General features: G+C 67.6%; 19 protein-coding genes. 9 read left to right on the top strand and 10 right to left on the bottom strand.

Annotation, left to right across the window (positions count from 1 at the left end; genetic code table 11):
• Positions 1–58 precede the first annotated feature (58 nt).
• Both AC07WJ_RS03780 and AC07WJ_RS03775 read left to right on the top strand, forming a co-directional pair.
• Positions 59–931, top strand: a complete 873-nt coding sequence (locus AC07WJ_RS03780; protein ID WP_494933182.1) for a LysR family transcriptional regulator — start codon at positions 59–61, stop codon at positions 929–931.
• Positions 932–1,064: 133 nt separating this feature from the next.
• A complete protein-coding gene (locus AC07WJ_RS03775) occupies positions 1,065–1,367 on the top strand; it encodes a DUF6506 family protein (protein ID WP_494933181.1) in 303 nt (100 codons plus the stop codon).
• On the opposite strand, the gene AC07WJ_RS03770 is transcribed toward AC07WJ_RS03775, so the two are convergent.
• The 6 genes from AC07WJ_RS03770 to AC07WJ_RS03745 form a co-directional block, all read right to left on the bottom strand.
• On the bottom strand, positions 1,357–2,109 hold the full coding sequence (locus AC07WJ_RS03770) for a 4'-phosphopantetheinyl transferase family protein (protein ID WP_494933180.1): 753 nt from the start codon (positions 2,107–2,109) through the stop codon (positions 1,357–1,359). The two genes, AC07WJ_RS03775 and AC07WJ_RS03770, sit on opposite strands and share 11 nt — an antisense overlap.
• On the bottom strand, positions 2,106–6,125 hold the full coding sequence (locus tag AC07WJ_RS03765) for a Pls/PosA family non-ribosomal peptide synthetase (RefSeq protein ID WP_494933179.1): 4,020 nt from the start codon (positions 6,123–6,125) through the stop codon (positions 2,106–2,108). The genes AC07WJ_RS03770 and AC07WJ_RS03765 overlap by 4 nt, the downstream gene beginning before the upstream one ends.
• 239 nt (positions 6,126–6,364) lie before the next feature.
• The gene (locus tag AC07WJ_RS03760) at positions 6,365–8,749 is read right to left on the bottom strand and encodes a DUF3772 domain-containing protein (protein ID WP_494933178.1); all 2,385 of its coding nucleotides are present in this window, start codon (positions 8,747–8,749) and stop codon (positions 6,365–6,367) included.
• A gap of 85 nt (positions 8,750–8,834) precedes the next feature.
• Positions 8,835–10,787, bottom strand: coding sequence for an AsmA family protein (locus AC07WJ_RS03755; protein WP_494933177.1), 1,953 nt, complete (start codon positions 10,785–10,787; stop codon positions 8,835–8,837).
• A 209-nt stretch (positions 10,788–10,996) separates the two neighbouring features.
• On the bottom strand, positions 10,997–11,656 hold the full coding sequence (locus AC07WJ_RS03750; RefSeq protein WP_494933176.1) for a 3-oxoacid CoA-transferase subunit B: 660 nt from the start codon (positions 11,654–11,656) through the stop codon (positions 10,997–10,999).
• A gap of 16 nt (positions 11,657–11,672) precedes the next feature.
• Positions 11,673–12,383, bottom strand: a complete 711-nt coding sequence (locus AC07WJ_RS03745; RefSeq protein WP_494933175.1) for a CoA transferase subunit A — start codon at positions 12,381–12,383, stop codon at positions 11,673–11,675.
• A 469-nt stretch (positions 12,384–12,852) separates the two neighbouring features.
• Here AC07WJ_RS03745 and AC07WJ_RS03740 point away from each other — a divergent pair, with 469 nt between their 5' ends.
• The 7 genes from AC07WJ_RS03740 (at position 12,853) to AC07WJ_RS03710 (ending at position 20,883) form a co-directional block, all read left to right on the top strand.
• The gene (locus AC07WJ_RS03740) at positions 12,853–13,698 is read left to right on the top strand and encodes an ABC transporter ATP-binding protein (protein WP_494933174.1); all 846 of its coding nucleotides are present in this window, start codon (positions 12,853–12,855) and stop codon (positions 13,696–13,698) included.
• Positions 13,698–14,588: a branched-chain amino acid ABC transporter permease gene (locus AC07WJ_RS03735; protein WP_494933173.1), complete on the top strand. Its 891-nt coding sequence runs from the start codon at positions 13,698–13,700 to the stop codon at positions 14,586–14,588. The genes AC07WJ_RS03740 and AC07WJ_RS03735 overlap by 1 nt, the downstream gene beginning before the upstream one ends.
• Before the next feature lies 1 nt (position 14,589).
• The gene (locus AC07WJ_RS03730; protein ID WP_494933172.1) at positions 14,590–15,633 is read left to right on the top strand and encodes a branched-chain amino acid ABC transporter permease; all 1,044 of its coding nucleotides are present in this window, start codon (positions 14,590–14,592) and stop codon (positions 15,631–15,633) included.
• A 49-nt stretch (positions 15,634–15,682) separates the two neighbouring features.
• Positions 15,683–16,879: an ABC transporter substrate-binding protein gene (locus tag AC07WJ_RS03725; RefSeq protein WP_494933171.1), complete on the top strand. Its 1,197-nt coding sequence runs from the start codon at positions 15,683–15,685 to the stop codon at positions 16,877–16,879.
• A gap of 89 nt (positions 16,880–16,968) precedes the next feature.
• Positions 16,969–18,150: an ABC transporter substrate-binding protein gene (locus AC07WJ_RS03720; protein WP_494933170.1), complete on the top strand. Its 1,182-nt coding sequence runs from the start codon at positions 16,969–16,971 to the stop codon at positions 18,148–18,150.
• A 61-nt stretch (positions 18,151–18,211) separates the two neighbouring features.
• Complete coding sequence (locus AC07WJ_RS03715) at positions 18,212–19,015, top strand: ABC transporter ATP-binding protein (protein ID WP_494933169.1); 804 nt, start codon at positions 18,212–18,214, stop codon at positions 19,013–19,015.
• Positions 19,012–20,883: an AMP-dependent synthetase/ligase gene (locus AC07WJ_RS03710; protein ID WP_494933168.1), complete on the top strand. Its 1,872-nt coding sequence runs from the start codon at positions 19,012–19,014 to the stop codon at positions 20,881–20,883. Before AC07WJ_RS03715 ends, AC07WJ_RS03710 begins: the two co-directional genes overlap by 4 nt.
• Positions 20,884–21,032: 149 nt before the next feature.
• Here AC07WJ_RS03710 and AC07WJ_RS03705 read toward each other — a convergent pair whose 3' ends face one another.
• From AC07WJ_RS03705 to AC07WJ_RS03690, 4 genes are all read right to left on the bottom strand, one after another.
• On the bottom strand, positions 21,033–22,040 hold the full coding sequence (locus AC07WJ_RS03705) for a zinc-dependent alcohol dehydrogenase family protein (RefSeq protein ID WP_494933167.1): 1,008 nt from the start codon (positions 22,038–22,040) through the stop codon (positions 21,033–21,035).
• A gap of 375 nt (positions 22,041–22,415) precedes the next feature.
• Positions 22,416–23,345 (bottom strand): hypothetical protein, encoded by a 930-nt coding sequence (locus AC07WJ_RS03700; RefSeq protein WP_494933166.1) that lies wholly within the window; start codon positions 23,343–23,345, stop codon positions 22,416–22,418.
• A gap of 63 nt (positions 23,346–23,408) precedes the next feature.
• Positions 23,409–23,861 (bottom strand): DUF1178 family protein, encoded by a 453-nt coding sequence (locus AC07WJ_RS03695; protein ID WP_494933165.1) that lies wholly within the window; start codon positions 23,859–23,861, stop codon positions 23,409–23,411.
• Positions 23,858–24,703 carry a carbon-nitrogen hydrolase family protein gene (locus tag AC07WJ_RS03690; RefSeq protein ID WP_494933164.1) on the bottom strand — a complete coding sequence of 282 codons (846 nt, stop codon included), beginning with the start codon at positions 24,701–24,703 and terminating at the stop codon, positions 23,858–23,860. The genes AC07WJ_RS03695 and AC07WJ_RS03690 overlap by 4 nt, the downstream gene beginning before the upstream one ends.
• Positions 24,704–24,707 lie beyond the last annotated feature (4 nt).

Here is a 24,707-nt window from a genome sequence, read left to right as displayed (position 1 = left end):
GGCGGCGCATGATATAAGCATAATATATAAAATCGATGGAAAGACATAAGGGATCGCGATGAAGATCCAGCACCTGCGGTTCTTCGCGGCGGTCGTCGACTGCGGCGGCGTGGTCAAGGCGGCGGAACGTCTGCGGGTGTCCCAGCCGGCCGTGTCGGCGAGCCTGAAGGCGCTCGAGATCGAACTCGGCCATCCGCTGTTCGAGCGCTCGGACAGCGGCCGGCGCCAGCGGCCGACCGCCCGCGCGATGCAGTTCCACCGCGACGTCCTGGAAATACTCCGGCAATGCGATGAGGCGCGCGCGAAATTCCGCGCCGAGCAGGCGAAGCCCGCCAGGCTGATCCTCGGGGTCCTGCAGACCATCGCCGCGAACGACGTGGCCGAATGTGCGGCATCCCTCGCCCGGCTCGCGCCGGATGTCCGGCTGCAATTATGGGAAGGCGGTCCGCTGCGCCTTGCCGAATGGCTCAGGCAAGGGCGCATCGACGCCGTCTGGACCTCGGTCGAGGCGTCGGGGGATCATGCCCGGGTCCTGTGGCGCGAGCCCTTTGTCGTCCTGGCCGCCCATGGCCACCGCTTTGCCCGCGGCCAGCATCCGGACGTGTCGCTGGCTGATCTCGACGGCGAAAGCATCGTCCTGCGCACGCGCTGCGAGATGCAGCGGGGGCGGCTGTGGCCGGATCGGGTCCGCATGCGGATCGCCGCCCGGGCGGAACGCGACGATCTGGCCATGCGGCTCGTCGCCCAGGGCGTCGGAATTGCCATCGCGCCGCGCAGCCTGGCGAGCGAGGAGGTCGTCGCAAGACCGGTGCGCGATCTCGATGCCGTCAGGTCGATCGGACTGAAATGGCGGCCGGAGCTCGCACCCGAAATCCGCGACATCATGCTTGACGCCTTGTCCTCCGTAAGGCGCGACGGACCGCACGAATAACACGGACGTTTGCGGGTGGTGCCGGTCGAACGGCGCCCCCATCGACGAAACGAAGGTCTCGGCCTCTCGGCCGGTCCGCGTCGCGGCGGGATGGCGGCGCGATCCCTGCACCCGCTCTGCAGGAGAGCCATCCATGGCCCTGAGGAAATTCGGCTTCATCGTCACCGGTGGCGCGCCCGACGCCTCACGCCATCGCATGGCGGTGGCCTCGAGCCAGTTCGAGATGATCGCTGTTGGGGTGAGCGAGCCGTCGCAAGGCCTGGCGGTCGCCAGGGAACTGGTCGATGACGGGGTTCAGTTGCTCGAGCTCTGCGGCGGTTTCGGGCCGGTCTGGCCGGCCCGGGTCATCGAGGCGATCGGCGGCGCTGTTCCCGTAGGTTCCCTCGAATACGGTGCCGAAGCGATCGCGCCGATGCAGCCGCTATTCAGCGCTTAGCACCGTCCGCGGCAACGGCCGGCGCGGGAGGCGCGCCGGCGACCACCACCGCGACCGCGCCGTCGATCTCCGGCAGCCAGAGCGCGATGCCGCCGGTCGCCGGCTGACCGGGATCCTCGACCGTCACCTGGCCGGTCGCGTCGATCGTGACGGCGAAGCCCTGGGGGTCACGCGTGATCGGCATGGTCGCGGCTTTCCAGGCCGCCTCCTTGGCGGCCCAGACCAGCGCCGCCGTCACGGGCTGGTCGGCGACCGCCGCCGCCTCCACCAGCGCGATCTCGCGCACATGCATCATCGCCCGCGGCAGCGCCGCCTCGGCGATCGGCCCCTCGACATCGACACCGACGGGCAGGTTCCAGAGCCCCACTGCAAGGCGATGGCCCCGGCTCGACGCCGAGACATGCAGGCCGAACCCGGTCACCACCGGCTCGCCGGCCGGGCCGCGCCCGAGCGGCACGAGGGGCGGCGCCAGCCCGAGCGCCGCACCGATCGCGAGCCTGAGCGCCGCCCGCCGCGCGGTCAGCTCGGCCCGCCGCCCGGCATGATGGATGCCGGCCAGAAGGTCGCGCTCGGGCCGTGGCAGCACCACCGCCTGAAGCGCGGCGGCAACCACGGGGTCGCGCCGGTCGAGCACATGGACGATCGGCCGGGCCAGCGGCCCTAATCCCTCACGCGCCACGGCGAAAGCCCCCGGCGCGCGCGCGTCGGGGGCCTGGAAGCGGAAATCGACATCGAGGCTCAATGCATGACCTTGGTCGGTTGGGCAGGCGCGCCGGTCCAGGCGCTGCTGGCCGGTATTGTCTCCCCCTTCATGACCACGGTGAGGCAGCCGAGCTGGGCGAAATCGCCGACCTTGGTGTCGTAGAGCACCGTCGCACCGGCGCCGACGGTGACGCCGCGCCCGAGCTCGACCCGGCCGACCTTCATGATCCGGTCCTCGTAGAGGTGGGTCTGCAGGGCCGACATGGCATTGATCGCGCAATGGTCGCCGATCGTCACGCAGTCGAACTCGGTGATATCGGTCGAGTTCATGCAGATGCCCTTGCCGGTGCGCGTGCCATAGAGGCGCAGGACGATCGGCAGGAACGGCGTGCCGCGCAGCGATTCCAGGAACACCTTGCCGGCCAGGCCCCAATAGAGCACGGCGGTCGCCTCGGCGCGCATCGACCAGAACGACCAGAGCGGCTGCATGCCGGGCCGGTAGCGTCCGACCATCAGCCATTTCAGACCGGCGGTGGCGAGCGTCATCACGATCGGAATGATGCAGGAGGCGAGCAGGAAGACCCCGAAGACGGCGAACCAGCGGCTCTCGTCGATCTGGGTCTCCAGGAGGGCCACGGCCCAGTAGCCGAGCGTGATGAACAGCATGGTCGGGATGGCGGTATGGGCCGCCTCGAACAGGGCGCGCGCGGCCTTGCGCCCGAACGAGGGCTCATAGGTCCAGCTCGCCGCGGCATCGACCTTCTGGCGGGTCGGCAGCTGAATGGCCGGCGAGCCGAACCAGGTTTCCTTGGCGGCGATGGCCCGGGCCGCCGGCGGCACCGACTTGATGCCGAGCAGGGCATCGTCGCCGATCACCGTGCCGGGCGGCACCACCGCGTCATTGCCGACGAACACCCGGTCGCCGGTGGTGACCATTTTCAGCTCCATCCAGCCGCGCCGGATGTCCTCGTCGCCGAGCAGCACCTCGTCGGCGATGAAGTTGTTGGCGCCGATCTCGACCAGGTCGTAGCGGCCGTTGATGGCGGTCGAGATCTCCGAGCCCTTGCCGATGCGCATGCCCATCAGGCGGTACCAGGTCCGCATGTAGAGCGTGGCGAACAGCGACGACAGCGTCTCGAGCTTCACCTCGGTGGCGAGCCCCAGCACCCATTTGCGAAAATAGACCGAGGAGTGAACCGAATGGACGCCCGGCTGCAGCCGCCGCGGCAGGATGATCCAGCGCATGCCGACCAGCATCAGCATGGTGAAGACGATCAGCAGAATCGCGGTCGGGAAGGCGAGCAGCGGCAGATAGGTCAGCGTATCGGCCTTGGTGAAGCCGGAAATGACCTGGTCCATGTTGTCGAAGGCCCAGAAGGCCGGGAAGATCGGCAGCAGCCCGAGCGGCGGCACGGTGACGAGCGCGATGACATAAAGCGCGGTCATCGAGAACCGCCGGGCACGCGACGCCCCGGCCTGCGCCGGCAAGGCGGCCCGGTCGACCAGGCCGGTCTTGGCGGCGGGCGCGCCCGACCAGAGCTCCCAGGCCGGCACATGGGTGCCCGGCTCGACCGCGCTGAGATCGCCGATCTCGGCGCCCTCGCCGATCACCGCGTTCTCGCCGATCACCGAGGAGGTCCCGATATAGGCGTCGTCGCCAATGGCGATGGTACCGACGATCAGGGTGTTGCCGACGATCTCGACATTGGCGAATTTGGTCTTGGCGCCGGTCGTGACCCGATCGCCGATGCTGATCAGGTCGATCGAGCCGGCGTCGAAATCGGAAATGATGACGTCGCGGCCGATCCGGGCGCCCATCAGCCGCATATAGGCGGTCATGACCGGCGTGCCCTGGAACCATTTCGCCTTGATCAGCGAGGTGAAGCGCGAGGCCAGCCACCAGCGGAAATAATAGCTGCCCCAGAGCGGATAGACGCCCGGCTTCATCCGGCCGATCGCCAGCCATTTGCCGGCAATGCCGATGAGGCTGGTGATCACGGTGATCGCGACATAGACGCCGAGCAGCGAGAACACCTGGCCGGAAAAGCCCAGTTCGTCGGCGTCCAGCATCTGGAACACCACGAAGATGCCGAGCCATTGGGCGGAGAGAAGAAACAGGATCACCGGCAAGGTGACCGCCTGGGCGAGCCCGCACCAGAACCGGCGCAGCAGCGGCACCGGCTCGAAGGACAGGTCGCGCGCGAGACCGGTGCCCCGCTGGTCGAGCGCCGCGGCCATGGCTCGCAGGTTGCGCAGGCCATAGACGTCCTGGAGCGTGATCGCGGCGAAGCGGGCGTCCTCGCGGACATGGCCGATGAAGCGCGCCGCCAGCAGGGAGTGGCCGCCCATGTCGGTGAAGAAATCGGCATCGAACGGCACCGCCTGGCCCGGAAAGACCTTGGCCGCGGCCGCGAGCAGCGCCGCTTCCGTCGCGGATCGCGGTTCGTCCTGGTGGTCGGCCGTGTCGGCGAGCGCCAGCGGCAGCGCCTTCAGCGCCTTGCGGTCGACCTTGCCGGAGGAAAGCCGCGGCAAGACCGTGACGATCTCGAAACGAGCAGGCACCATATAGGCGGGCAGGCTCTGGGCGAGCCCGCGGCGCAGCGCCTTGGCGTCGAGCGCGGCGATTCCGCCGGCCGCCGGCACCAGAAACGCGACGAGCTGGTCCAGGCCGTCATCGTTGCGCAGCACGACCGCGGCATTGCCGATCCCGGGCAAGGCTTGGATGCGCGCCTCGATCTCGCCGAGCTCGACCCGGAAGCCGCGGATCTTGACCTGGTCGTCGATCCGGCCGCGGAAGTGGATCAGGCCATCGGGGTCGACGACCACGGCATCGCCGGAGCGATAGAGCACCGGATCGTCACCATCCGAAGCATAGGGGTTGGCGATGAATTTCTGGGCGGTCAGCGCATCGCGCTTCAGATAGCCCTTGGCGACGCCGGGGCCGCCGATCAGCAATTCGCCCTCCGCGCCGACCGGTTTCAGCGCCAGTGTCTCGGGATCGGCGACATAGCAGCTATAGTTGGGGATCGGACCGCCAATAGTGACCGGCTCGTCGCGCGCCACCTCGGCGACGGTCGCGACCACGGTCGCTTCGGTCGGGCCGTAGGAATTGAACAGGCGGCGGCCAGGCGTCGCCCAGCGCTCGACGATCGCCGGCGGGCAGGCCTCGCCGCCCAGGATGACGACCCGCAGCGACGGCACGTCCTCGGTCAGCATGGCGAGCAGGGTCGGCACGGTGTCGAGCACGGTGACCCGCTCGTCGGCCAGCAGCCGCGCCAGCTTGTCGGTCTCGCCCATGACATCGGCCGTCGCCACCACCATGGTGGCGCCGACGAGATAGGGGATCCAGATCTCTTCCATCGACAGGTCGAAGGCCACAGAAGCGCCCTGGAACACGACGTCCTCGGGCGTGATGCCGTAGACCGCGTTGGCCGCGCGCAGGTAGTGGCAGATATTGCCGTGGCTGACGACGATGCCCTTGGGCGTGCCGGTCGAGCCCGAGGTATAGATCAGATAGGCGGGATGATCCGGCGTCAGGCCGGCCGGGCGAACCGGCAGCGCGATCGCCGCGTCGCTGATCGCCAGATCCGCCTGGGTGAACACGGTCAGGCCGGCGGCCTCGGCGCGCGGCCGCCCGGTATCATGGGTCACCAGGCCCTTGGCCTCGGCATCGGCGAGGCAGACCGCGATGCGCTCGACCGGAGCGTCGGCGTCGAAAGGCAGCCAGGCGGCGCCGGTCCGGGTGATGGCGATCTGGGCGATCAAGAGATCGGCGCCGCGCGGCATCCACAGGCCGACCACGTCGCCGACACCGATGCCCCGCGCCAGCAGATTGGACGCCATCACGGCCGAGAGCCGGTCGACCTCGCGAAAGGTCAGCCGGCGGCCCTGCTCGATCATGGCGATGCGATCGGGATCGCGGGCCACCGTCGCCGCGAAGATCTCGGCAAGCACTTCGTCACGCTTGAAATCAGGCCGCTTCTCGCCCTTGAGGATCGCCGCCGCCTTGCTGAGCGCCGGGGCGAAGACATCATGCATGTCGATCTGGGTCATCATGTTCCATCCGATCCGGCGGGCGAACGCCAGGGTTCGCCGACCGGGTGGTCGTCGTCGGGGCCGTCATCGGCGGCGGTGTGCATGGGCATTGGCCGTCCGGGGCGGACGGGGCGCGCGGCGGTTCTCGCCGCCGGTGCGTCCTGGTCACCTGACGAGGATCGCGCCGGGCGGATTAGCCCTTGCCATAGAGTGACTTATGCCGGGTTGGCGCTGAACCCGGCATGAATGCGACCGTCAGCCTATTGACGGGCAACGGCAGCCGGTGGCGGCGGCGCGATCATGATGCCGCGTTCGCGGAACCGGTTGAGAATGGCGAGCTGCAGGTCGCTGCGCACGGTCAGCGAATATTCGACATTGGAGACCACGCAGCGCAGCTCGAAGTCGAGGCCGGTATCGGCGAAGCGCATCAGGAACACCCGCGGCGGCGGCTGTTGCATGATGAAGCGGTTGTCGCAGGCCACCGCGACGAGCTCGTCGCGCACGACCTCCGGATCGGAATCATAGGCGACCCGGACCGGCACCGCGATCCGGCTCAGCGTGTTCGAATGGGTCCAGTTCTTGACCACGCCAGTGATCATATCGGCATTGGGCACGATGACGGTGGCGCGCTCGAAGGTCTCGATCTCGGTCGAACGGACCGAGATCTTGCGGACATAACCCTCCTCGCCTTTCACCACGATGGAATCGCCGACCCGGATCGGCCGCTCGGCGAGCAGGATCAGCCCCGAGACGAAATTCGAGGTGATCGACTGCAGGCCGAAACCGATGCCGACCGACAGCGCACCGGCGACGATGGCGAGGTTCGACAGGTCAAGGCCGAGCTGGCGCAAGGTGATGCCCAGCACCAGGGCGAAGCCGGCATAGCCGAAGATGGTGGCGACCGAATTCTGCAGGCCGGCATCCATGCCGGACAGCGGCAGCACCTTGTCGCGCACCCAGCGCTGCACGCCGCGCAGCATGAAGAAACCGACGAGCAAGACGACGACGCCGCCGGCAATGGTCAGCGCAAGGGTCCTGAGTTCGTGGAAACGCAAGCCGAAAAAGGCGTCGTCGAAGGTCGCCGCAGCGCCGCCGAAGCCCCAGGGGCCGAACACGGAGAAGGCTGAAAGGATCAGGATGATCACCCTGAGCACGCCGGCGAGCAAGGTGCCCGCCAATTGCAGCCGCTCGGGCTTGATGCCGATCGAGGCCGCCAGCACGCGGCCGCGATGGGTCCCCGCGCCACACCATTCGGCGATCACGGCATCGAGCAGGTGCAGGATCAGAATGGTGGCGGCGGTGATCACCACGGCTGCCACGAGGCGGGTGGCAACGAAGGCGGCGAGCGCCGAATAGCCGGCGATCAGTCCGACCAGCACCACGGCGACGATCAGCCAGAGCACCGGCCGCGACCAGCCCCAGATGGCCGGCTCGGCGGGCGCGGCGGCGGGCGCCTCGGTGGTTTGCGGCGCCTCATCGTCGGTGCCCGCGTCCTCGTCTTCGCGCTCGGTGGTGCGCCGGAGATAGACGAGGATGATGACGACGATCGCCAGCGCGGTCAGGCTGGTGATCAGCGCGGTAATCGCCACCGGCGCGATCAGCACGCGCGCCAAAGCCAGCAGGAAGATGCCGGCGGCGACGACCCAGGCGGCGCCGCGCAGGGCGTCGAAAATCGCCTCGGCCTGGGCGTCCGGCATCGGCACCAGCCGATAGGCCGGCGCGCCCGGCGCGAAGGCGCCCTGCATGACGCCGCGGGTGAACGAAATGACCAGCACCGCCGCCATCAGGGCCTGCGGCACCAGCGGTTCGGCGCGCGGCAGGACGAGGCCGAAATTCTCGACGATGGCGAGCGCGATGCCGACCAGGATCGGCAGAACCAGCGAGCGTTCGGCGCTGACCCGGAGATCGGCGAGCACCTTGGCGAGCTCGGAGGCCGGATTGTCGTCCGGACGCCGGTAGAGGCCACGCCGCCGGAGCGTCCGGTAGAGCCAGAACAGCACGCCGGCCGCCAGCAGCCCGGTCGCGGCGGCCACCGCCAGCCGGCCGGTGCCGACGACATCGGTCAGGTGTTGCCACCAGTCGGTGACCAGGAAGCCCGACGATCGCGCCATCCATGGCAGCGCGCCCGACAGGTCCGACCAGAAGCGCGGGTCGACCACCGAGTTCGATCGCTCGAACAGCTCGGCGGTGAACAGCTGGCGCCGCTTTTCCACGATCCGGTCGGCGAACTGGTCGGCGCGTACCTGCAGCACCTTGATATTGCGCACCCGCGCATCGATATCGGCGACCGCCTTGGTCTGGGTGTCGCGCAACTGGCGCGCTTCCGGCGCCTCGGCCGGCGCCGTGTCGGCCGGCTTCGGCCCGAGCTGGGTCAGCCTTTCGCGGGCTTCGGCCAGGCGCGGCTCGACCTCGGCGAGAGCCGCGGCCAAGGCATCGCGGACCGGATCGAGCTTGCGCTTGAGATCGGTGAGCTCGTCGCCGCCGAGCCGGCGTTCCAGGGCCGCTTCGATCTGGTCGAGCGCCGCCTTCGCCTGCTCGGCCGGATCGCGTGCCGGCGCCTGGGCCAGGACCTGGCCGGCGATCAGAACCACGGCCAGGAGGGAGAGCAGGACCCGAGCGAGGACCAGGCGGAGGCGTGAGCGCATTGTGGTTCCGGAAAGCGGGGACGAATCGGTTCGGCCACCATGCCACAGCGAAGCTGGCATGCCGAAGGCAACCGCGCGCCTCATCTCAGTTTTGCGGCCTGAACGACGGATAGGGCGCGAAAGACGGGATCGGCGGCATCGGCTCGCCCGCGGCCTCCTGGCCGGCCTGGCGATTGATGGCGTCGAGCACCGCCCGCAGCGCGTCGCGGTCGCGGTTGACGTCGCGCAGCGGCGCGGCGGCGCCCGAGCGCCGGATCAGGCTTTGCGGATCCGGCAGCACGAAGGGATCGTCCCAGGAGCCCTGGACGACGAAGGGCAGTTCGAAATTGCTCTCGGCGGTGGCCGGCGTGCCGGTGCTGCGTTTCAGCATGGCGATACCGCGCAGGTCGAGTTCGCGCGCCTGCAGCTGCGCCGACCCTTCCAGCCTGACGCGCACGATCTGGCCGTCGAGCACGATATCATCGGTGCTGGCAATGCCGTTGACGATGCGGATGGTCGCCGCCATCCGCTCATAGGGCGTGCGTCCCGAGCGCGCGTCGACGCCGGTCGCCGCCAGCGGCCGCCGCTCCAGCCGGCGCAGGATCGCCTCGGCATTGAAACCGCGGATCGCGCCGTCGACCGCCGTCAGCGTCGCCTGGCCGGAGGCGGTCCGCGCCAGGTCCGACATGGTCGGACCATGACCCTCGATGCTGATCTGGGCATTGCCGGTGCCCTCCAGCCGGCGATAGCCGAACCATTCGGCCAGGCCCTGGCCGAGTTCCGCGCGCTGGACGTTGAGCGTCGCCCGGACCTCGACGCCATCGGCATGGGGCGACAGGACAAGGGCGCCGCGCAGGCTGCCGCCATAGGCCTGGGCTTCGCCGAGAGTGAGCGTCAGGCGGCCATTGCGCGAGGTCACGGAGGCTGCTGAGCGGCCGAGCGTCGCCCCGCCCAGCACCACCTCGCGCGCCGACAGCCGCAGGTCGATATCCGACGAGGTGAGCGCGCTGAGATCGATCGGCCGGCGGTTCCAGCCCCGGTCGGTCTCGGGGATCGGATTCATGTCGGAGAAATAGGGCGTCGCGACCACCCGGCCGGCATCGAGCGTGCCCTGCACCTGAGGCCGCGCGCCTTCGAAGCTCACCGTCAGGGCCCCCTCGGCCAGATTGCCGTCGAGCTCGGCATTGACCTGGGAGAAGGCGAGCTCGGTCGACGTGACGCGCACCTCGCCCTTGAGCGCGAACGACCCGAGCGCCGATCCGACGCCGGGATGCTGGCCGAGCCAGCGCAGCAGCGCACGCAGCGAGGCGGTTTCGACCGTCATGGTGCCGGCGGCCATGGTCTGCGCCCGTCCGGCGATCTGGCCCTCGAAACCGACCCTGACCGGGGCCGCCGACAGCCGCATCTTCAGGCCGGTCGGCTCGGCGGTCAGAAGCGCCAGCGGGCGCCCGATCACGGCGCTGATCTCGACCGGCTCGTCGCGCACCGAGAAGCGGCCGGAGAGGTTGGCCTGGCGCTCGAACCGCGGCCATGACACCGCGATCTCCATATCGTCGATCTCGAGCCGCTGCTGGGTCTTTTCGTCGACCACCACCGCCGCGCCCTGGACGATCTTGAAATCCGGCAGCCCGCCGGCACGTTCGCCGGAAAGCTGGCGGACCGCCTCCAGCGCACGATCCCAGTTCGACGCGCCGTCGGCCGCGACCCGGACCGTGATGCGCGGCCTGACCAGGGTGTAGTCGGAAATCGAAACCCTGCCGGCGAGCAGCGGGAACAGGCGGAGCGCGCCGACCGCCGCGTCGGCGGTCGCCAGCACCTCGCCGCCGGTCCCGATGGTCACGCCGTCGAGCTGCACCGAAAGTTGCGGCAGGACCGAGACCGAGACCGGACCGGATATGGTCACCGGCACGCCGAGACGGCGGCTCAGCTCGGTCACCACGGCATCACGAACGCCTTCCGCCGGCAGCAGCGCGGGCACCAGGGCCAAGGCGAGCGCCAGCGCCAGCGCCGTGGCGCCGACGATCGTCAACACACGTTTCAGGGAAGAGGCGAGGCTCACGCGACGTGATCCTGGGTCCGGGGCTGCCGCCCGCGACGGCCGGCCATCAGAACGAGCGACATCAATGATCGCGCAGAGATGGCGTCGCTGCGTGGCTTTTCAATGGCCAGTCACGGGGCGCCGGCCGTGGCAGCCAGGCGGCCCGCAAATGCGTGTCGCGCCGACCGGGGCCGGCGCGACACGAAGGCATTGGCGGGCCTGGCCCGGTATCAGGCCGCGGCGGCGAGCGTCGGGCTGACCGAGAAGGCGGCGCCCGTATTGGCCTTCACATCATCGAGAGTGACGCCGGTGGCGAGCTCGATGAGCGTCATGCCGGTGCCACCCTTCTTGTCGATGGTGAAGACGCCGAGGTCGGTGATCACCAGGTCGACCACGGCGGCCCCGGTCAGCGGCAGGTTGCAGCGATGCAGCAGCTTCGGGCCGTCCTTGGCGCTGTGCTCCATGACCACCACGACCTTCTGCACGCCCGCGACCAGGTCCATGGCGCCGCCCATGCCCTTGACCATCTTGCCGGGGATCATCCAGTTGGCCAGGTCGCCGTTCTCGGCCACCTGCATGGCGCCCAGGATCGACAGGTTGATATGACCGCCGCGGATCATGGCGAAGCTGTCGGATGACGAGAAATAGCTGGTCGTCGGCAGTTCGGTGATGGTCTGCTTGCCGGCATTGATGAGGTCGGGATCCTCTTCGCCCTCGAACGGGAACGGGCCCATGCCGAGCATGCCGTTCTCCGACTGGAGCTGGACGTTCATGCCGTCGGGGATGTGGTTGGAGACGAGCGTCGGAATACCGATGCCGAGATTGACGTAGAAGCCGTCGCGCAGCTCCTTGGCCGCGCGCGCGGCCATTTCATCACGGGTCCAAGCCATCAGACTAATGCTCCTCTCAGGCCGCTTGCCGCGGGCGCGTGGTGCGCTGCTCGATCCGCTTCACCGGATTGGCGATATGGACGATGCGCTTCACATAGATGCCGGCGGTGTGGATATGGTCGGGATCGATCTCGCCGGGTGCGACCAGGTGCTCGACCTGGGCAATGGTGAGTTTGGCGGCGGTCGCCATCATCGGATTGAAGTTCCGCGCGGTCTTCCGATAGACCAGATTGCCTTCGCCATCGGCCTTCCAGGCATGAACCAGCGCGATGTCGGCGAACAGGCCGCGTTCCATCACATAGGTCTCGCCGTCGAAATCGCGGATTTCCTTGCCATCGGCGATGATCGTGCCGACGCCGGTCTTGGTGAAGAAGGCAGGGATGCCGGCGCCGCCCGCCCGGATGCGCTCGGCCAGCGTGCCCTGCGGATTGAATTCCAGCTCGAGCTCGCCGGACAGGAACTGCTGGGCGAACAGCTTGTTCTCGCCGACATAGGACGAGATCATCTTCTTGATCTGCTTGGTCTCGAGCAGGATGCCGAGGCCCGCGCCGTCGACGCCGGCATTGTTGGAGATGACGGTCAGGTTCTTGGCGCCCGAGTCGCGCACCGCCTCGATCAGCACGTCCGGAATGCCACAGAGGCCGAAGCCGCCGGACATGATGGTCATGCCGTCCTTGATCTGCCCGGCAAGCGCCTCGCGGGCGGTGGAATATGTCTTCGAACTCATCGCAAAATCGCCCCATGCACGGGCCTGGAGAGGCCACGACCGAATGCTCGCTGCATTCTATGGATGTACCGCCCGAGAATGGGCGATTTCCGGCACTGCATCAAGGTCGAACGGACCGATGACGCCGCACCGCTGCCTCCCATAACGCAAAATCGCGCGCCGCCCGAGCGTCATGTGCGCTTTGGCCGCTCGCGGCGTGTCGATACCGCCGGCGGCGCGCGACCCGATCCCGCAGGACATCCCACGAACGTGGCATTCCGGCCGGTTCCGCCCGCCGGAAGGTCAATTCCCAGGCATTCCCGGCCAGCCGCCATCGGCCGAAGGACGGATGGGGCGGTTTGAAGCACGAAATCGCATTGACCTTCGCGCAACCAGCGCTAGCCTTCCTGCCAAGTCCGGCCCGCCCGGACGGGGGAATCATGCGGCGCCGAAGACGGGAAATCCCGCGCAGCGCCGGTCCAGGGAGGATATGGCGTTGCCGCCATCATCATCGGCCGCGCCGGCGCGGCCGTCTGCCGCACGTCTGGAGGTCGAGGCCTTGTCGCTGCAGTTCGGCGGCGTCAAGGCTCTGGACGGCGTATCGCTGTCGGTGGCGCCCGGCTCGATCACCGCGCTGATCGGCCCGAACGGCGCCGGCAAGACCTCCGCCTTCAATGCCATGTCCGGCTTCTACCGGCCGAAAAGCGGCAAGGTGCTGCTCGACGGCCAGGACATTACCCATGTGCCGGCGCGTGACCGGGCCAGGCTGGGCCTTGCCCGCACCTTCCAGAACATCGCCCTGTTCCGCGGCATGACCGTGCTCGACAACATCAAGCTCGGCCGTCACGCCCATCTCCAGACCAATGTCCTCGACGCCTTTCTGTACTGGGGCCGCGCCCGGCGCGAGGAAATGCAGCTGCGCGCCGAGATCGAGCGCGACGTCATCGACTTCCTCGAACTCGACCATATCCGCAACGTGCCGGTGGCGATCCTGCCCTACGGCCTGCAGAAGAAGGTGGAACTCGCCCGGGCGCTGGCCATGCGGCCGCGCATCCTGATGCTCGACGAACCGGTCGCCGGCATGAACCGCGAGGAGACCGAGGACATGGCCCGCGCCATTCTCGACGTGCGCGACGAATGGGGCGTCACCGTCCTCCTGGTCGAGCACGACATGGGCATGGTCATGGATATCTCGGACCATGTCTGCGTCCTGAACTTCGGCCGCCGCATCGCCGCCGGCACGCCCGCCGAGGTCCGCGCCAACCCGGACGTGATCAAGGCCTATCTCGGTTCGTCCGGCGACCCGCGCAAAACCCCGGCGGAGGCGGTGGCCTGATGTTTGGCAGGATCGATCTCGTCGACCTCGTCGAAACCAGCCTCGCCGGGCTCGGCACCGGCGCGCTGCTGGCGCTGACCGGCGTCGCCTTCGTCATCATCTACAAGGCGACCAAGGTGATCAATCTGGCCATCGGCGAGATGCTGATGGTCGGCGCCTTCGTGTTCTACGGCTTCTCGGCCGGCCTCGCCTTGCCGATCTGGGCGGCGATCCCGGCGACCCTGGTGGTGGCCGCCCTGGTCGGCGGCGTCATCGAGCGGGTGATGATCCGGCCGCTGCTGAAAGACAATCCGATCTCGGTGTTCATGGTCACCATCGGCCTGTCGTCGATCCTGATCGGCCTGGTCGAGATCATCTGGAGCGCCGAGCCGCGCCGGCTGCCGGAATTCCTGCCGAACCAGCCCCTGATCCTCGGCGAGGCCTTCGTGCCGTCGAAAACCGCCTATTCCTTCCTGATCGCCGCCGCCGTCGTCTCGGTGCTGATCACGGTCTTCGCCTTCTGGCGCGGCGGCGTGGCGCTGCGCGCGACCGCCACCGACCGGGCGGCTGCCTCCTCCGTCGGCATCGACGTGCCCGGCGTCTTCTCGTTTTCCTGGATGCTCGCCTCGGTGGTGGCGGCGCTCGCCGGCATCCTGGTCGGCTCGGTCGGCGGCATTTCCTCGGCCATGGGCGTGTTCGGCCTGTCGGTCTTCGTGGTGGTCATCCTCGGCGGCCTCGACAGCATTGCCGGGGCGCTGATCGCCGGCCTGTTCGTCGGCTGGCTCGAAGCCATGGTCGGACTGGTGTTCGGTGGCGAATTCAAGCTGCTCGCCACCTTCTCGATCCTGCTCGTCGTGCTCACGGTGAGGCCCTACGGCCTGTTCGGCACCCACGAGATCGAGAGGCTGTGACATGAGGATCGCCACCGCCAAGGAGAGCTATGCCGCCGACGAGGCGTTGTTCAAGACCGACACCCAGCGCGTCTGGTTCGGCCTTCTGATCCTCGCCTTGTTCGCCTATCCGCTGGTCGGCTCCGGCTACTGGATGTTCCTCGCCGTGCTGGTGATGATCAACGTCATCTCGACCACCGGGTTGAACATCCTGACCGGCTATACCGGCCAGGTCAGCCTCGGCCATGCCGCCTTCATGGCGGTCGGCGCCTATACCGTCGCCTTTTTCGACGGCCGGTTCGGCACGCCGGTCCATCTCAACCTGATCCTGGCCGGCGCGATCGCCGCGGCCATCGGCATTCTCGTCGGCCTGCCGTCGCTGCGCATCAAGGGTCTCTATCTCGCCATCGCGACGCTCGCGGCTTCGGTGATCCTGCATTTCGTCTTTTTGAACTGGACGCCGGTGACCGGCGGCCTGCGCGGCCTCAACGTGCCCACGGCCAGCGTCTTCGGCATCGAGCTGGCGACACCCGAGCGGCTCTACTGGCTGATCATGCCGATCGCCGTCGTCATGGTGCTGGCGGCCAGGAACCTGTTCCGCACCCGGGTCGGACGTGCCTTCATCGCCATTCGCGACCGCGACATCTCCGCCGAGATCATCGGCATCCCCTTGTTCAAGTACAAGCTGATCAGCTTCGCCATCTCGTCCTTTTATGCCGGGGTGGCAGGCGGCCTGTGGGCCTATCTGTTCCGCGTCGTGACACCGGAAAGCTTCCCGGCGCTCGCCTCGATCTTCTTCCTCGCCGCGGTCATCGTCGGCGGCGCCGGCACCATTGTCGGGGCCATTTTCGGCGCGGTGTTCATGACCCTGGTGCCGGAGTTCCTGAAGCTCGCGGCGGCGGTGATCACCCCCTGGTACCCGGACGCGCCGATCTATCTGGCGCCGGTCCGGAACGTCGTGTTCGGCGTGCTGATCGTCGGCTTTCTGATCTTCGAGCCAATGGGGCTGGCCGAGATGTGGCGGCGTGTGAGGCGCTTCTTCGCGCTCTGGCCATTCAGAACCTGAGACCTGGACACCGCCGGCAAGGCGGGGCGAAACCCTGGAGGAGACCCGCATGACCCGAAGCCGTTCGACCAAGCTTTCCCGGCGCATGTTCAATCAGCTCGGCCTCGGCGCCGCCCTGGTCGCGACCTCGGCCGGCCGGGGCTTTGCCCAGGCACCCGACATCGTCATCGGCGCGGCGAGCCCGCTCACCGGTGTCTTCGCCTTTGCCGGTGTCGAGGGTTTCGAGGGCGCGCGCGACTATTTCGACTGGATCAACCGCCAGGGCGGCGTCGCCGGCCGCAAGATCAAATATCTCGCCGAGGATTCCGGCTACCGGGTCGACAATGCGGTGGCGATCTTCACCAAGCTGACCAGCCAGAACACCATCCCGATCTTCTTCGGCGATTCCACCGGCTTCCAGAAGGCGATCAACCCGGAGCTGAACCGGCGCGGCACCACCGTCATGGCCGGCGCATCCTTCGCCACCGAGATCGACGACCCCGCCGGCTTCCCCAACCAGTGGATCCCGGGCCCGAACTATTCCGACCAGCTGCGCGTGCTGCTGCGCTACATCCAGGCCCAGAAGCGCGGCGCCTCCGTCGTCCTGGTCAATTCCGACACCGAATTCGGCCGCGACCCGATCGCCGCCGCCGAGCAGGAGGCGACCCGCCTCGGCCTCAACATCGTCGAGAAGATCATCACCCAGCCGGGGTCGGTGGACGTTTCCGCCGATGTCCTGAAGATCCGCCGGCGCAACCCGGATTACGTGATCTTCCACGGCTATGTGCTGCAGCCGATCCCGGAATTCATGGCCCAGGCCCGCCAGGCCGGCATGACCTCGAAATTCATGGGCACCTTCTATTCGACCGACACGGTGCTGATGGGCCGGGCCGGGGCGGTCGCCGACGGCTATCTCGGCGTCTCCTGCTACAATTTCGACCCCAACGCCCCCGGCGCCCAGATGGCGCTGGTGCGCGAGTTCAACGGCACCCGCGTGCGCACCAATGCCTATTTCCAGGGTTGGACCAACGCCATGATCGCGGTCGAGACGCTGAAGCGCACGATTGCTGCCAATCAGGAGTTCAACGCCGTCAACCTGATGAAGGCGGCGCGCTCGATCCAGGGTTTCGACACCGGCGGCGTCGTCGGCGTGCCGGTTTCGGTCACCCGCAATTCATTGCCCGTCGGCCGCATCTACGAGTTCAAGGCGGCCGAGAAGCGGCTGGTCGCGGCCTCCGACTGGATGACCATCGCGCCGACCAGCTGAACCCGAAAAGCCCCGCCGGCCGAGGCCGGCGGGGCGCATCGGCGTCCGCGCCGGCCAAAGACAAGACAAGAACAAGGGGGAGAGGATCAATGCCGGCACTGCATCGCCGCACCTTCACGCGTCTCGGCCTCGGCGCCGCACTGGTCGCGACGTCAGCCGGCCGCGGCTTCGCGCAGGAACCCGAGATCGTCATCGGCTCCGCCACGGCGCTGACCGGCGTCTTCGCCTTTGCCGGCATCGAAAGCTTCGAGGGCAGCCGCGACCATTTCGACTGGGTCAACAAGCAGGGCGGCATCGCCGGCCGGCGGATCCGCTTCCTGACCGAGGATTCCGCCTACCGGGTCGACCAGGCGGTGGCGATCTTCACCCGCATGACCAGCCAGCACCGGATGCCGGTCTTCCTGGGTGATTCCACCGGCTTCCAGAAGGCGATCAATCCCGAACTGAACCGGCGCGGCACCACCGTGATGGCCGGCAATTCCTTCGCGACCGAAGTCGACGACCCCGCCGGTTTCCCCAACCAGTGGATGCCCGGGCCGAACTACACCGACCAGATGAAGGTGCTGCTGCGCTATATCCAGGGCCAGAAGCGCAATGCCGGCGTCGTGCTTGTCCATTCCGACACCGAATTCGGCCGCGACCCGATTGCCGCGACCGAACGCGAGGCCGTGCGGCTCGGCCTGACCGTGGTCGAGAAGATCGCCACCCAGCCGGGCTCGGTCGATGTGTCGGGCGATGTGCTGAAGATCCGCCGGCGCAATCCCGACTACGTCATTTTCCATGGCTATGCGCTGCAGCCGATCCCGGAATTCATGGCCCAGGCCCGCCAGGCCGGCATGACCTCGCGCTTCATGGGCACGATCTTTTCGACCGATGCCACCTTGATGAACCGCGCCGGTGCCGTCGCCGACGGCTATCTGGGCGTCTCCTGCTACGAATTCGACACCAGCGTCGCCGGCGCGCAGCTCGCCGCGATCCGCGAAGTCAATCCGGCACGCACCCGCATCAATGCCTATTTCCAGGGCTGGACCAATGCGCTGATCGCCGCGGAAACGCTCAGGCGCACGCTCGCCGCCAATCAGGAACTCAACGCGACGAACCTGATGAAGGCGGCACGCTCGATCCCGAATTTCGACACCGGCGGCCTGATCGGCGTGCCGGCATCGATCGCCCGCAATTCGATTCCGGTCGGGCGCATCTACGAGTTCAAGGCGGCCGAGAAGCGCCTCGTACCGGCCTCCGACTGGATCGCCATCGGGGCCGCCGGCTGATGCCGCAGCCATGGCGACAGTCCCGGTTTTGTCCACTCCGTCCTCTCACCAGCGGCGAGCCATGACAGCGGCCAGCGACATGATCCTCGAGGTCAACAATATCGAGGTGGTCTACAACAAGGCCATCCAGGCCTTGCGCGGCCTGTCGCTCGCGGTCCCCAAGGGCCAGATCGTGGCGTTGCTCGGCTCCAACGGCGCCGGCAAGTCGACGGTGCTGAAGGCGGTCTCGGCCCTGCTGCCGATGGAGAACGGCCTGGTCACCGAAGGCCGCATCCTGTTCGACGGCAAGCCGGTCGAGCAGAGCGCGCCGCACCGGCTGGTCCGCTCAGGGTTGTTTCACGTCATGGAGGGCCGGCGCATCTTCGCCGACCTGACCGTCGAGGAGAACCTGGTCGCGGCGACCTATGCGCTCAGCGGCAAGCCCGACGCCAGGCCCGACTTCGACAATGTCTACCGCTATTTCCCGCGGCTCGCCGAGCGGCGCAAGAACATCGCCGGCTACCTCTCCGGCGGTGAACAGCAGATGCTCGCCATCGGCCGCGCCCTGGTGGCCCAGCCGCGCGTCATCCTGCTCGACGAGCCCTCGCTCGGCCTCGCGCCTTTGCTGGTCGAGGAGATCTTCTCGATCATCGCCCGGATCAATGCCGAACAGGGCGTCTCCATGCTGCTGGTCGAGCAGAATGCCGCCGTTGCGCTGTCCATCGCCCATTACGGCTACATCATGGAAACCGGCCGCATCGTCATCGACGGCCCGACCGACCGGCTGATCGCCGACCGCGACGTCCAGGAATTCTACCTGGGCCTGGCGCATAAGAGCTATCGCGACATCAAGCATTACAAGCGCAGGAAGAGGTGGCTGTCATGACCGCGACCGTCATTCCGCTGGACCAGCTCCGCGACACCTCCGGCGCGGCGGCGCCTGCCGCAGCCGATCCGGCGGCGCTGCCGGCCAGGACCATTGTCGAGATGCTGCGCGACTATGCCCACACCAGGCCGGATGCCATCGCCATCCGGCAGAAGCGCTTCGGCATCTGGCAGCCGACCAGCTTCGCCGACTATTGGCGGCGCGCCCGCCATGTCGGCCTGGGGCTGCGCGCGCTCGGCCTCGGCCCCAAGGGCCATGTCGGCGTGATCTCCGAGAACCGCATCGAATGGGTGCTGGCGCAGCTCGGCGCCGGCATTGTCGGCGCGGTGACGGTCGGGGTCTATCCGACCAGTCCGTCCGGCGAGGTCGCTTATGTGCTCGACCACGCCGATGTCAGTATCGTGGTCTGCGAGGACCAGGAGCAGATCGACAAGATCGTCGAGGCGCGCGCCCAATTGCCGAAGATCACCAAGGTCATCGCGCTCGAAAATCGCGGCCTGGCCGGTTACGAGCCGGGCCTGGTCATGACCTTCGACGAGGTCGAGGCGCTCGGCCGCGCCGAGGACGAGAAGAACCCGGGCATGGCCGACACCCTGATGGCCGGCCATTCGCTGAACGACATCGCGCTGCTGATCTATACCTCCGGCTCGACCGGCAAGCCCAAGGGCGCGATGCTGTCCTACCGCAACATTCGGGCCGGAGCCGCCGGCCTGCTCGACCGCTACGGCATCGGCGAGGGCTGGTCGACCTTGTCCTACCTGCCGCTCTGCCATGTCGCGGAACAGGCGACCACCGTGTTCGGGCCGCTCTATTCGGCGAGCCAGGTGAATTTCGGCGAGAGCCTGCGCACCGTCCAGGAGGACCTGCGCGAGGTGGCGCCGTCGAGTTTCCTCGGCGTGCCGCGTATCTGGGAAAAGATGCATTCGGGCATCCAGGTGAAGATGTACGAGGCGCGCCCGGTGCAGCAATGGCTGTACAAGACGGCGTTCAGCCTGTGCGAGCCCTTCGCCGCCAAGGCACCGGCGCAATGGACGCTCGCCGAGCGCGCCAAATATGGGCTCGCCTATGTCGCCGTGTTCCGCGCCCTGAAAAACGCCATTGGCCTGACCCGTTGCCGTGTCGCCTTCACCGGCGCGGCACCGATCTCGCCCGAGGTCATCCGCTTCTTCCGCACCATCGGCGTGCCCCTGGTCGAGCTCTACGGCATGACCGAGACCTCCGGCGGCGTGCTCGGCCAGAGCGTCGACGACGTCGTCGTCGGCACGGTCGGCACGGCGATGAAGGGCATCAGCGTCGACCTCGCCGGCGATGGCGAGATCCTGGTCCGGGGACCGGCCGTGTTCGAGGGCTATTACAAGAACGAGGCGGCGACCGCGGCCGCGATCGTCGACGGCTGGCTGCATACCGGCGACGTCGCCGAACAGGCCGGCCGACACATCAAGATCGTCGATCGCAAGAAGGACATCATGATCACCGCCGGCGGCAAGAACCTGTCGCCGACCGAAATCGAGCACGCGGTGAAGACCAGCCCCTTCATCAAGGAATGCATCGTCTTCGGCGACCGGCGCAAATATGTCGCGGCACTGATTCAGATCGAGATCGAAACCGTCGGCAAATGGGCCGAGATGAAGGGCATCGCCTTCACCAATTACAAGAACCTGTCGCAGCATCCGGCGGTGCGCGAGCTGGTCACCGCCGATGTCGACAAGGCCAATGACACGCTGGCCCAGGTGGCCCGTATCAGGCGTTTCGAAATCCTCGACAAGGAGCTCGACCACGACGACGGCGAGGTCACCGCCACCATGAAGGTGCGGCGCCAGGCGATCGAGGCGAAATATGCCGAGGCGATCAAGCGGCTCTATGGCTGAGAGCCGCCGGCTCCTCGCTCCGCGGCCCGTCGTCCTGGCCGGGACAAGCCCGGGCAAGACGAGAATTGCCTTCGCGGGGAGCGCTCTGGATCGAGCGGGCACAGGCGAGCCGCCCGATGGAGTTCTCGAACGGTCCCTGAGGACCGCCCCTATTCCCTGTAGGCCTTCGTGACCATCAGCACCTTGCCGGCGCGGCCGCCCTCGCCGGCCGCGGTCATGGCGCGCCTGGCCTCCTCGAACGGGATGACCTCGGCTACCGGCGTGGTCAGCGTGCCCTGCGCCATGCCCTTGGCGATGCTGGCATAGGTCGCGGCCAGCCGCTCGCGCCCGGCATCGGCGAACCAGTGGATCAGCCAGAAGCCCTTCAGCGTCACCTTCCGGAAGATCAGGTGCTGCGCGTCGATCCGGCACTGCTCGCCGGACAGAAGGCCGTAATTGACGATCGTGCCGCCATCGGCGACGGCATTGGCCATGACGCCGGTGGCCGCCCCGCCAATGGCGTCGAGCGCCAGCTTGACCGGCGCCCCGCCGGTCAGTTCCCGGGTCAGCTTGCGAAAGGCCCTGGCATCGTCGAGCCCGTCGGCCACCACCGCCGTGCCGCCGGCCGCCTTGACGGTGGCGACCGCGCTGTCGCGCCGCACGATGTTCAAGGTGTTGATGCCGCGCTCGGCCGCGAGCTTGACCAGGAATGTGCCGACCGCCGAATTGGCGGCATTCTGCATCAGCCAGTCACCGGCTTTCAGCGGCACCTGATCCATCAGCAGCGCCTCGGCGGTCGCCGGATTGCCCTTGATCATCGAAGCCTGCAGCAGGTCGATATTGGCGGGCAGCTTCATGGCGAGATGCGCCTTGATATTCACCCGCTCGACCCAGCAATTGAGGATCATCGGCGAGACGATGTCGCCGACGGCGAAGCCCTGGACACCCTCGCCCACCGCCGCGATGCGGCCGACCGCCTCGCCGCCGGGAACGAACGGCAAGGGCGGCTTGGAGACGCCGTAGAGGCCCTGGATCTGCAACAGGTCCGACGGATTGATGTTGAGCACCAGCATTTCCACCGTGACCTCGCCGGCGGCCGGTGGCGACAGGTCGGGCAGGTCCTTCAGCTGAATGGTGGCCGCGGGATCGCCGAAACCCTCGATGACGACGGCTTTCATCTGTTGTCCCTCCCCAGATCCGGTCGTTGTCGCCCCTGATGCGCGGCCGGCCGACGTGCTGTTGCACGGAGTGGAGCATCCGACAGGACGGAAGACAAGCGGCCCGAAGCCGTCGCGGCTGGTGCGCGCTGCATCTACCTCCCTGGTCGGTGCAACCCTTGATGGGGTGTTCCCACTTGAAGTCGTGGATGGCCGGGACAAGCCCGGCCAGGACGAGGCGTCCTTTCGAGGAGGCGCGACGGATCGACCACTATGCGTTGGGTATGGCGGCCCTGGACCGTGTAGGCCCTGACATCGTCTTGCCCGGGCTTGTCCCGGGCATCCACGACTTTCTCTGCACCAAAATCAACCCGCTATGATCACCGACGACGATGCCTAGTCCCGAAACGCCGACAACAGATGATCCGGCGAGGACGTATTATGGCGGCTGGCAAGGTTGCGGCCGAGCCGGACCTCAATGCCCTGGCCGCCCTGGAAATCCATCACCGGGCTCTGGTGCCAGCGGTTTTCACCCGGCGCGCGCCAATGGACATGGGCGCCGTCGGCATTGGTTTCGGCGACATACATCGAGCGCAGGCCGGCAAAGGGACCATTCGCCACCGGCCGGTCGAGTTCGACCTCCACCGCCACCCGCTGGCGATCGACCGTATCGACCTTGAGTTTCGCGGTGCCGCCGGCCTTGAAGGTGAGGTCGAAGGTCATGCTGTCAGGGTCGAAGGCGATGGCGGTCAGGTTGACCACCGGCCGCTGCATCACCTCGATCGGGCCGACCAGGAACGACGTGCCGTAGACGATGTCGCGCAAATGGCGCGGCGGCCTCGGCTTGATGCGCCAATAGCCGTCGACCGGATAGAGTACGAGGAACTCATATGCCGGCTGCCCACGTTCCTTGTGGAACAGCTGGATCAGGTGAAAGCCCTCGTCGCGCCGCCCGGCCACCGTCACCGGCACCCGCTCGGGCCGCCAGAACTTGTCGAACGTGATGCCGACCACCCTCAGCCGTGCATCGTCGTGCAGCACCACCCGCCGCGGCGTGAAGCGGTGGTCGGCCTTGTCGGTAATGGTGCAATTGGTGAAATCGGGCGCGGTCGAATCCTGCACGATCGCGCCGATCACCGCCGGGTGCTGGGCCTCGATGCGGAAACGCCTGGCCGATGGCGAGTGGAAGCGCAGGTCGACATTGTCCTCTTCCGCGCAAAGCGTCGGAACGCTCTCATTGGTCACTCGGATCGTGGGTTCGTCGGCACGCGCCGGCAGAACCAGGCAGGCAAGCGACGCAAGGAACGCGGCGGCGAAGCGGGACATGCAAGGGCTCCTGTTCGCCGAGGGGTAGCAGCGCCCCCGGCGAATAGGAAGCCGGCCGGTCGATCAATTCCGCTCGCCCGGCAGCACCGGCAGGGCGTGGAACTCGATCCCCTCCTCGGCGAGTTCGCGCGCTTCGTCCGGCGTCGCCGAACCATGAATCGAGCGATGCTCGGTCTCGCCATAGTGGATCTTGCGCGCTTCCTCGGCGAATTTGTCGCCGACCGCGTCGGAATTGGCCACCAGGTGGTCGCGCAATTCCTTGAGCTTGGCGCGCAGCTCCTGCTCCTCGGGCGAGACCATCGCCACTTTGCGCGGCTCGTCCGGCACCGGTGCCGGCGCCACCGCGCGGTCCCGGCGCGCCACCTGCGGCGCCATGATGGTCTTGCCGATCCTGGCGGAACCGCAAGCCGGACAGGTGACGAAACCGCGTGCGAGCTGCTGGTCGAAACTGTCCGAGGACGGGAACCAGCTTTCGAATTCGTGCGCCTTGTCGCAGATCAGGGCATATTTGATCATGACGCGCCCTCCAGCCGGAACACCCGGCCATTGGCGAGTGACGGGATCCGGCCACGCGTCTCGGCGACCTTGGCCGGATCGATCTCGGCCAGCACCACGGCCGGCGCGTCGTGATCGGCTTCGGCGAGGATCGTGCCCCAGGGATCGACGATCAGGCTGTGGCCATAGGTCTCGCGGCCGCTGGCATGTTTGCCGCCCTGGGCCGCCGCGATCACGAAGGAACCGGTCTCGATGGCGCGTGCCCGCATCAGCACATGCCAGTGGGCCTGGCCGGTCGGCACCGTGAACGAGGACGGGATCGCCATGATGCCGGCGCCGGCCTCGGCCAGCGTCCGATAGAGCTGCGGGAAACGCAGGTCGTAGCAGATCGTCACCCCGAGCCTCGCCCAGGGCAGATCGGTGACGACGGCACGGTCACCCGGGGCATAGGCCGCCGATTCCCGATAGGACTGGCCATTGGCCAGATTGACGTCGAACATGTGGATCTTGTCGTAGGCAGCCACGATCTCGCCATCGGGGGAGATGACATAGCCGCGATTGGCCGCCTGCCTGTCGCCGATCTTGATGGCGAGCGAGCCGATATGCAGCCAGATGCCGAGCCGCATGGCTTCAGCCTGGAGCACCGGCAGCGACGGGTCGTCCGCTTCGGCCTTGATGGTTTCGAAGAATTTCGGCCGGTCCGGCTGCAGGATATTGGTCATTTCCGGCGTCTGGACATAGACCGCGCCGGCCCGTGCGGCTTCCCGGACGAGCCCGAGCGACTGCTCCAGGCTCGCCTTGACGTCGACATCCGCGCGCATCTGCACGCAGGCCGCGGTGAAGCTGCTGCTCGTTTCGGTCATCGGG

The organism is Phreatobacter sp. GW821-FHT04C01 (assembly GCF_059420385.1).
This window is presented reverse-complemented; position numbering and strand designations above follow the sequence as displayed.

What these genes read in the sequence shown, in the direction of transcription:
- AC07WJ_RS03780 (WP_494933182.1), top strand. Translation starts at nt 59, where the DNA reads ATGAAGATCCAGCACCTGCGGTTCTTCGCGGCGGTCGTCGACTGCGGC.
- AC07WJ_RS03775 (WP_494933181.1), top strand. Translation starts at nt 1,065, where the DNA reads ATGGCCCTGAGGAAATTCGGCTTCATCGTCACCGGTGGCGCGCCCGAC.
- AC07WJ_RS03765 (WP_494933179.1), bottom strand. Translation starts at nt 6,125, where the DNA reads ATGATGACCCAGATCGACATGCATGATGTCTTCGCCCCGGCGCTCAGC.
- AC07WJ_RS03760 (WP_494933178.1), bottom strand. Translation starts at nt 8,749, where the DNA reads ATGCGCTCACGCCTCCGCCTGGTCCTCGCTCGGGTCCTGCTCTCCCTC.
- AC07WJ_RS03750 (WP_494933176.1), bottom strand. Translation starts at nt 11,656, where the DNA reads ATGGCTTGGACCCGTGATGAAATGGCCGCGCGCGCGGCCAAGGAGCTG.
- AC07WJ_RS03745 (WP_494933175.1), bottom strand. Translation starts at nt 12,383, where the DNA reads ATGAGTTCGAAGACATATTCCACCGCCCGCGAGGCGCTTGCCGGGCAG.
- AC07WJ_RS03740 (WP_494933174.1), top strand. Translation starts at nt 12,853, where the DNA reads ATGGCGTTGCCGCCATCATCATCGGCCGCGCCGGCGCGGCCGTCTGCC.
- AC07WJ_RS03735 (WP_494933173.1), top strand. Translation starts at nt 13,698, where the DNA reads ATGTTTGGCAGGATCGATCTCGTCGACCTCGTCGAAACCAGCCTCGCC.
- AC07WJ_RS03730 (WP_494933172.1), top strand. Translation starts at nt 14,590, where the DNA reads ATGAGGATCGCCACCGCCAAGGAGAGCTATGCCGCCGACGAGGCGTTG.
- AC07WJ_RS03725 (WP_494933171.1), top strand. Translation starts at nt 15,683, where the DNA reads ATGACCCGAAGCCGTTCGACCAAGCTTTCCCGGCGCATGTTCAATCAG.
- AC07WJ_RS03720 (WP_494933170.1), top strand. Translation starts at nt 16,969, where the DNA reads ATGCCGGCACTGCATCGCCGCACCTTCACGCGTCTCGGCCTCGGCGCC.
- AC07WJ_RS03715 (WP_494933169.1), top strand. Translation starts at nt 18,212, where the DNA reads ATGACAGCGGCCAGCGACATGATCCTCGAGGTCAACAATATCGAGGTG.
- AC07WJ_RS03710 (WP_494933168.1), top strand. Translation starts at nt 19,012, where the DNA reads ATGACCGCGACCGTCATTCCGCTGGACCAGCTCCGCGACACCTCCGGC.
- AC07WJ_RS03705 (WP_494933167.1), bottom strand. Translation starts at nt 22,040, where the DNA reads ATGAAAGCCGTCGTCATCGAGGGTTTCGGCGATCCCGCGGCCACCATT.
- AC07WJ_RS03700 (WP_494933166.1), bottom strand. Translation starts at nt 23,345, where the DNA reads ATGTCCCGCTTCGCCGCCGCGTTCCTTGCGTCGCTTGCCTGCCTGGTT.
- AC07WJ_RS03695 (WP_494933165.1), bottom strand. Translation starts at nt 23,861, where the DNA reads ATGATCAAATATGCCCTGATCTGCGACAAGGCGCACGAATTCGAAAGC.
- AC07WJ_RS03690 (WP_494933164.1), bottom strand. Translation starts at nt 24,703, where the DNA reads ATGACCGAAACGAGCAGCAGCTTCACCGCGGCCTGCGTGCAGATGCGC.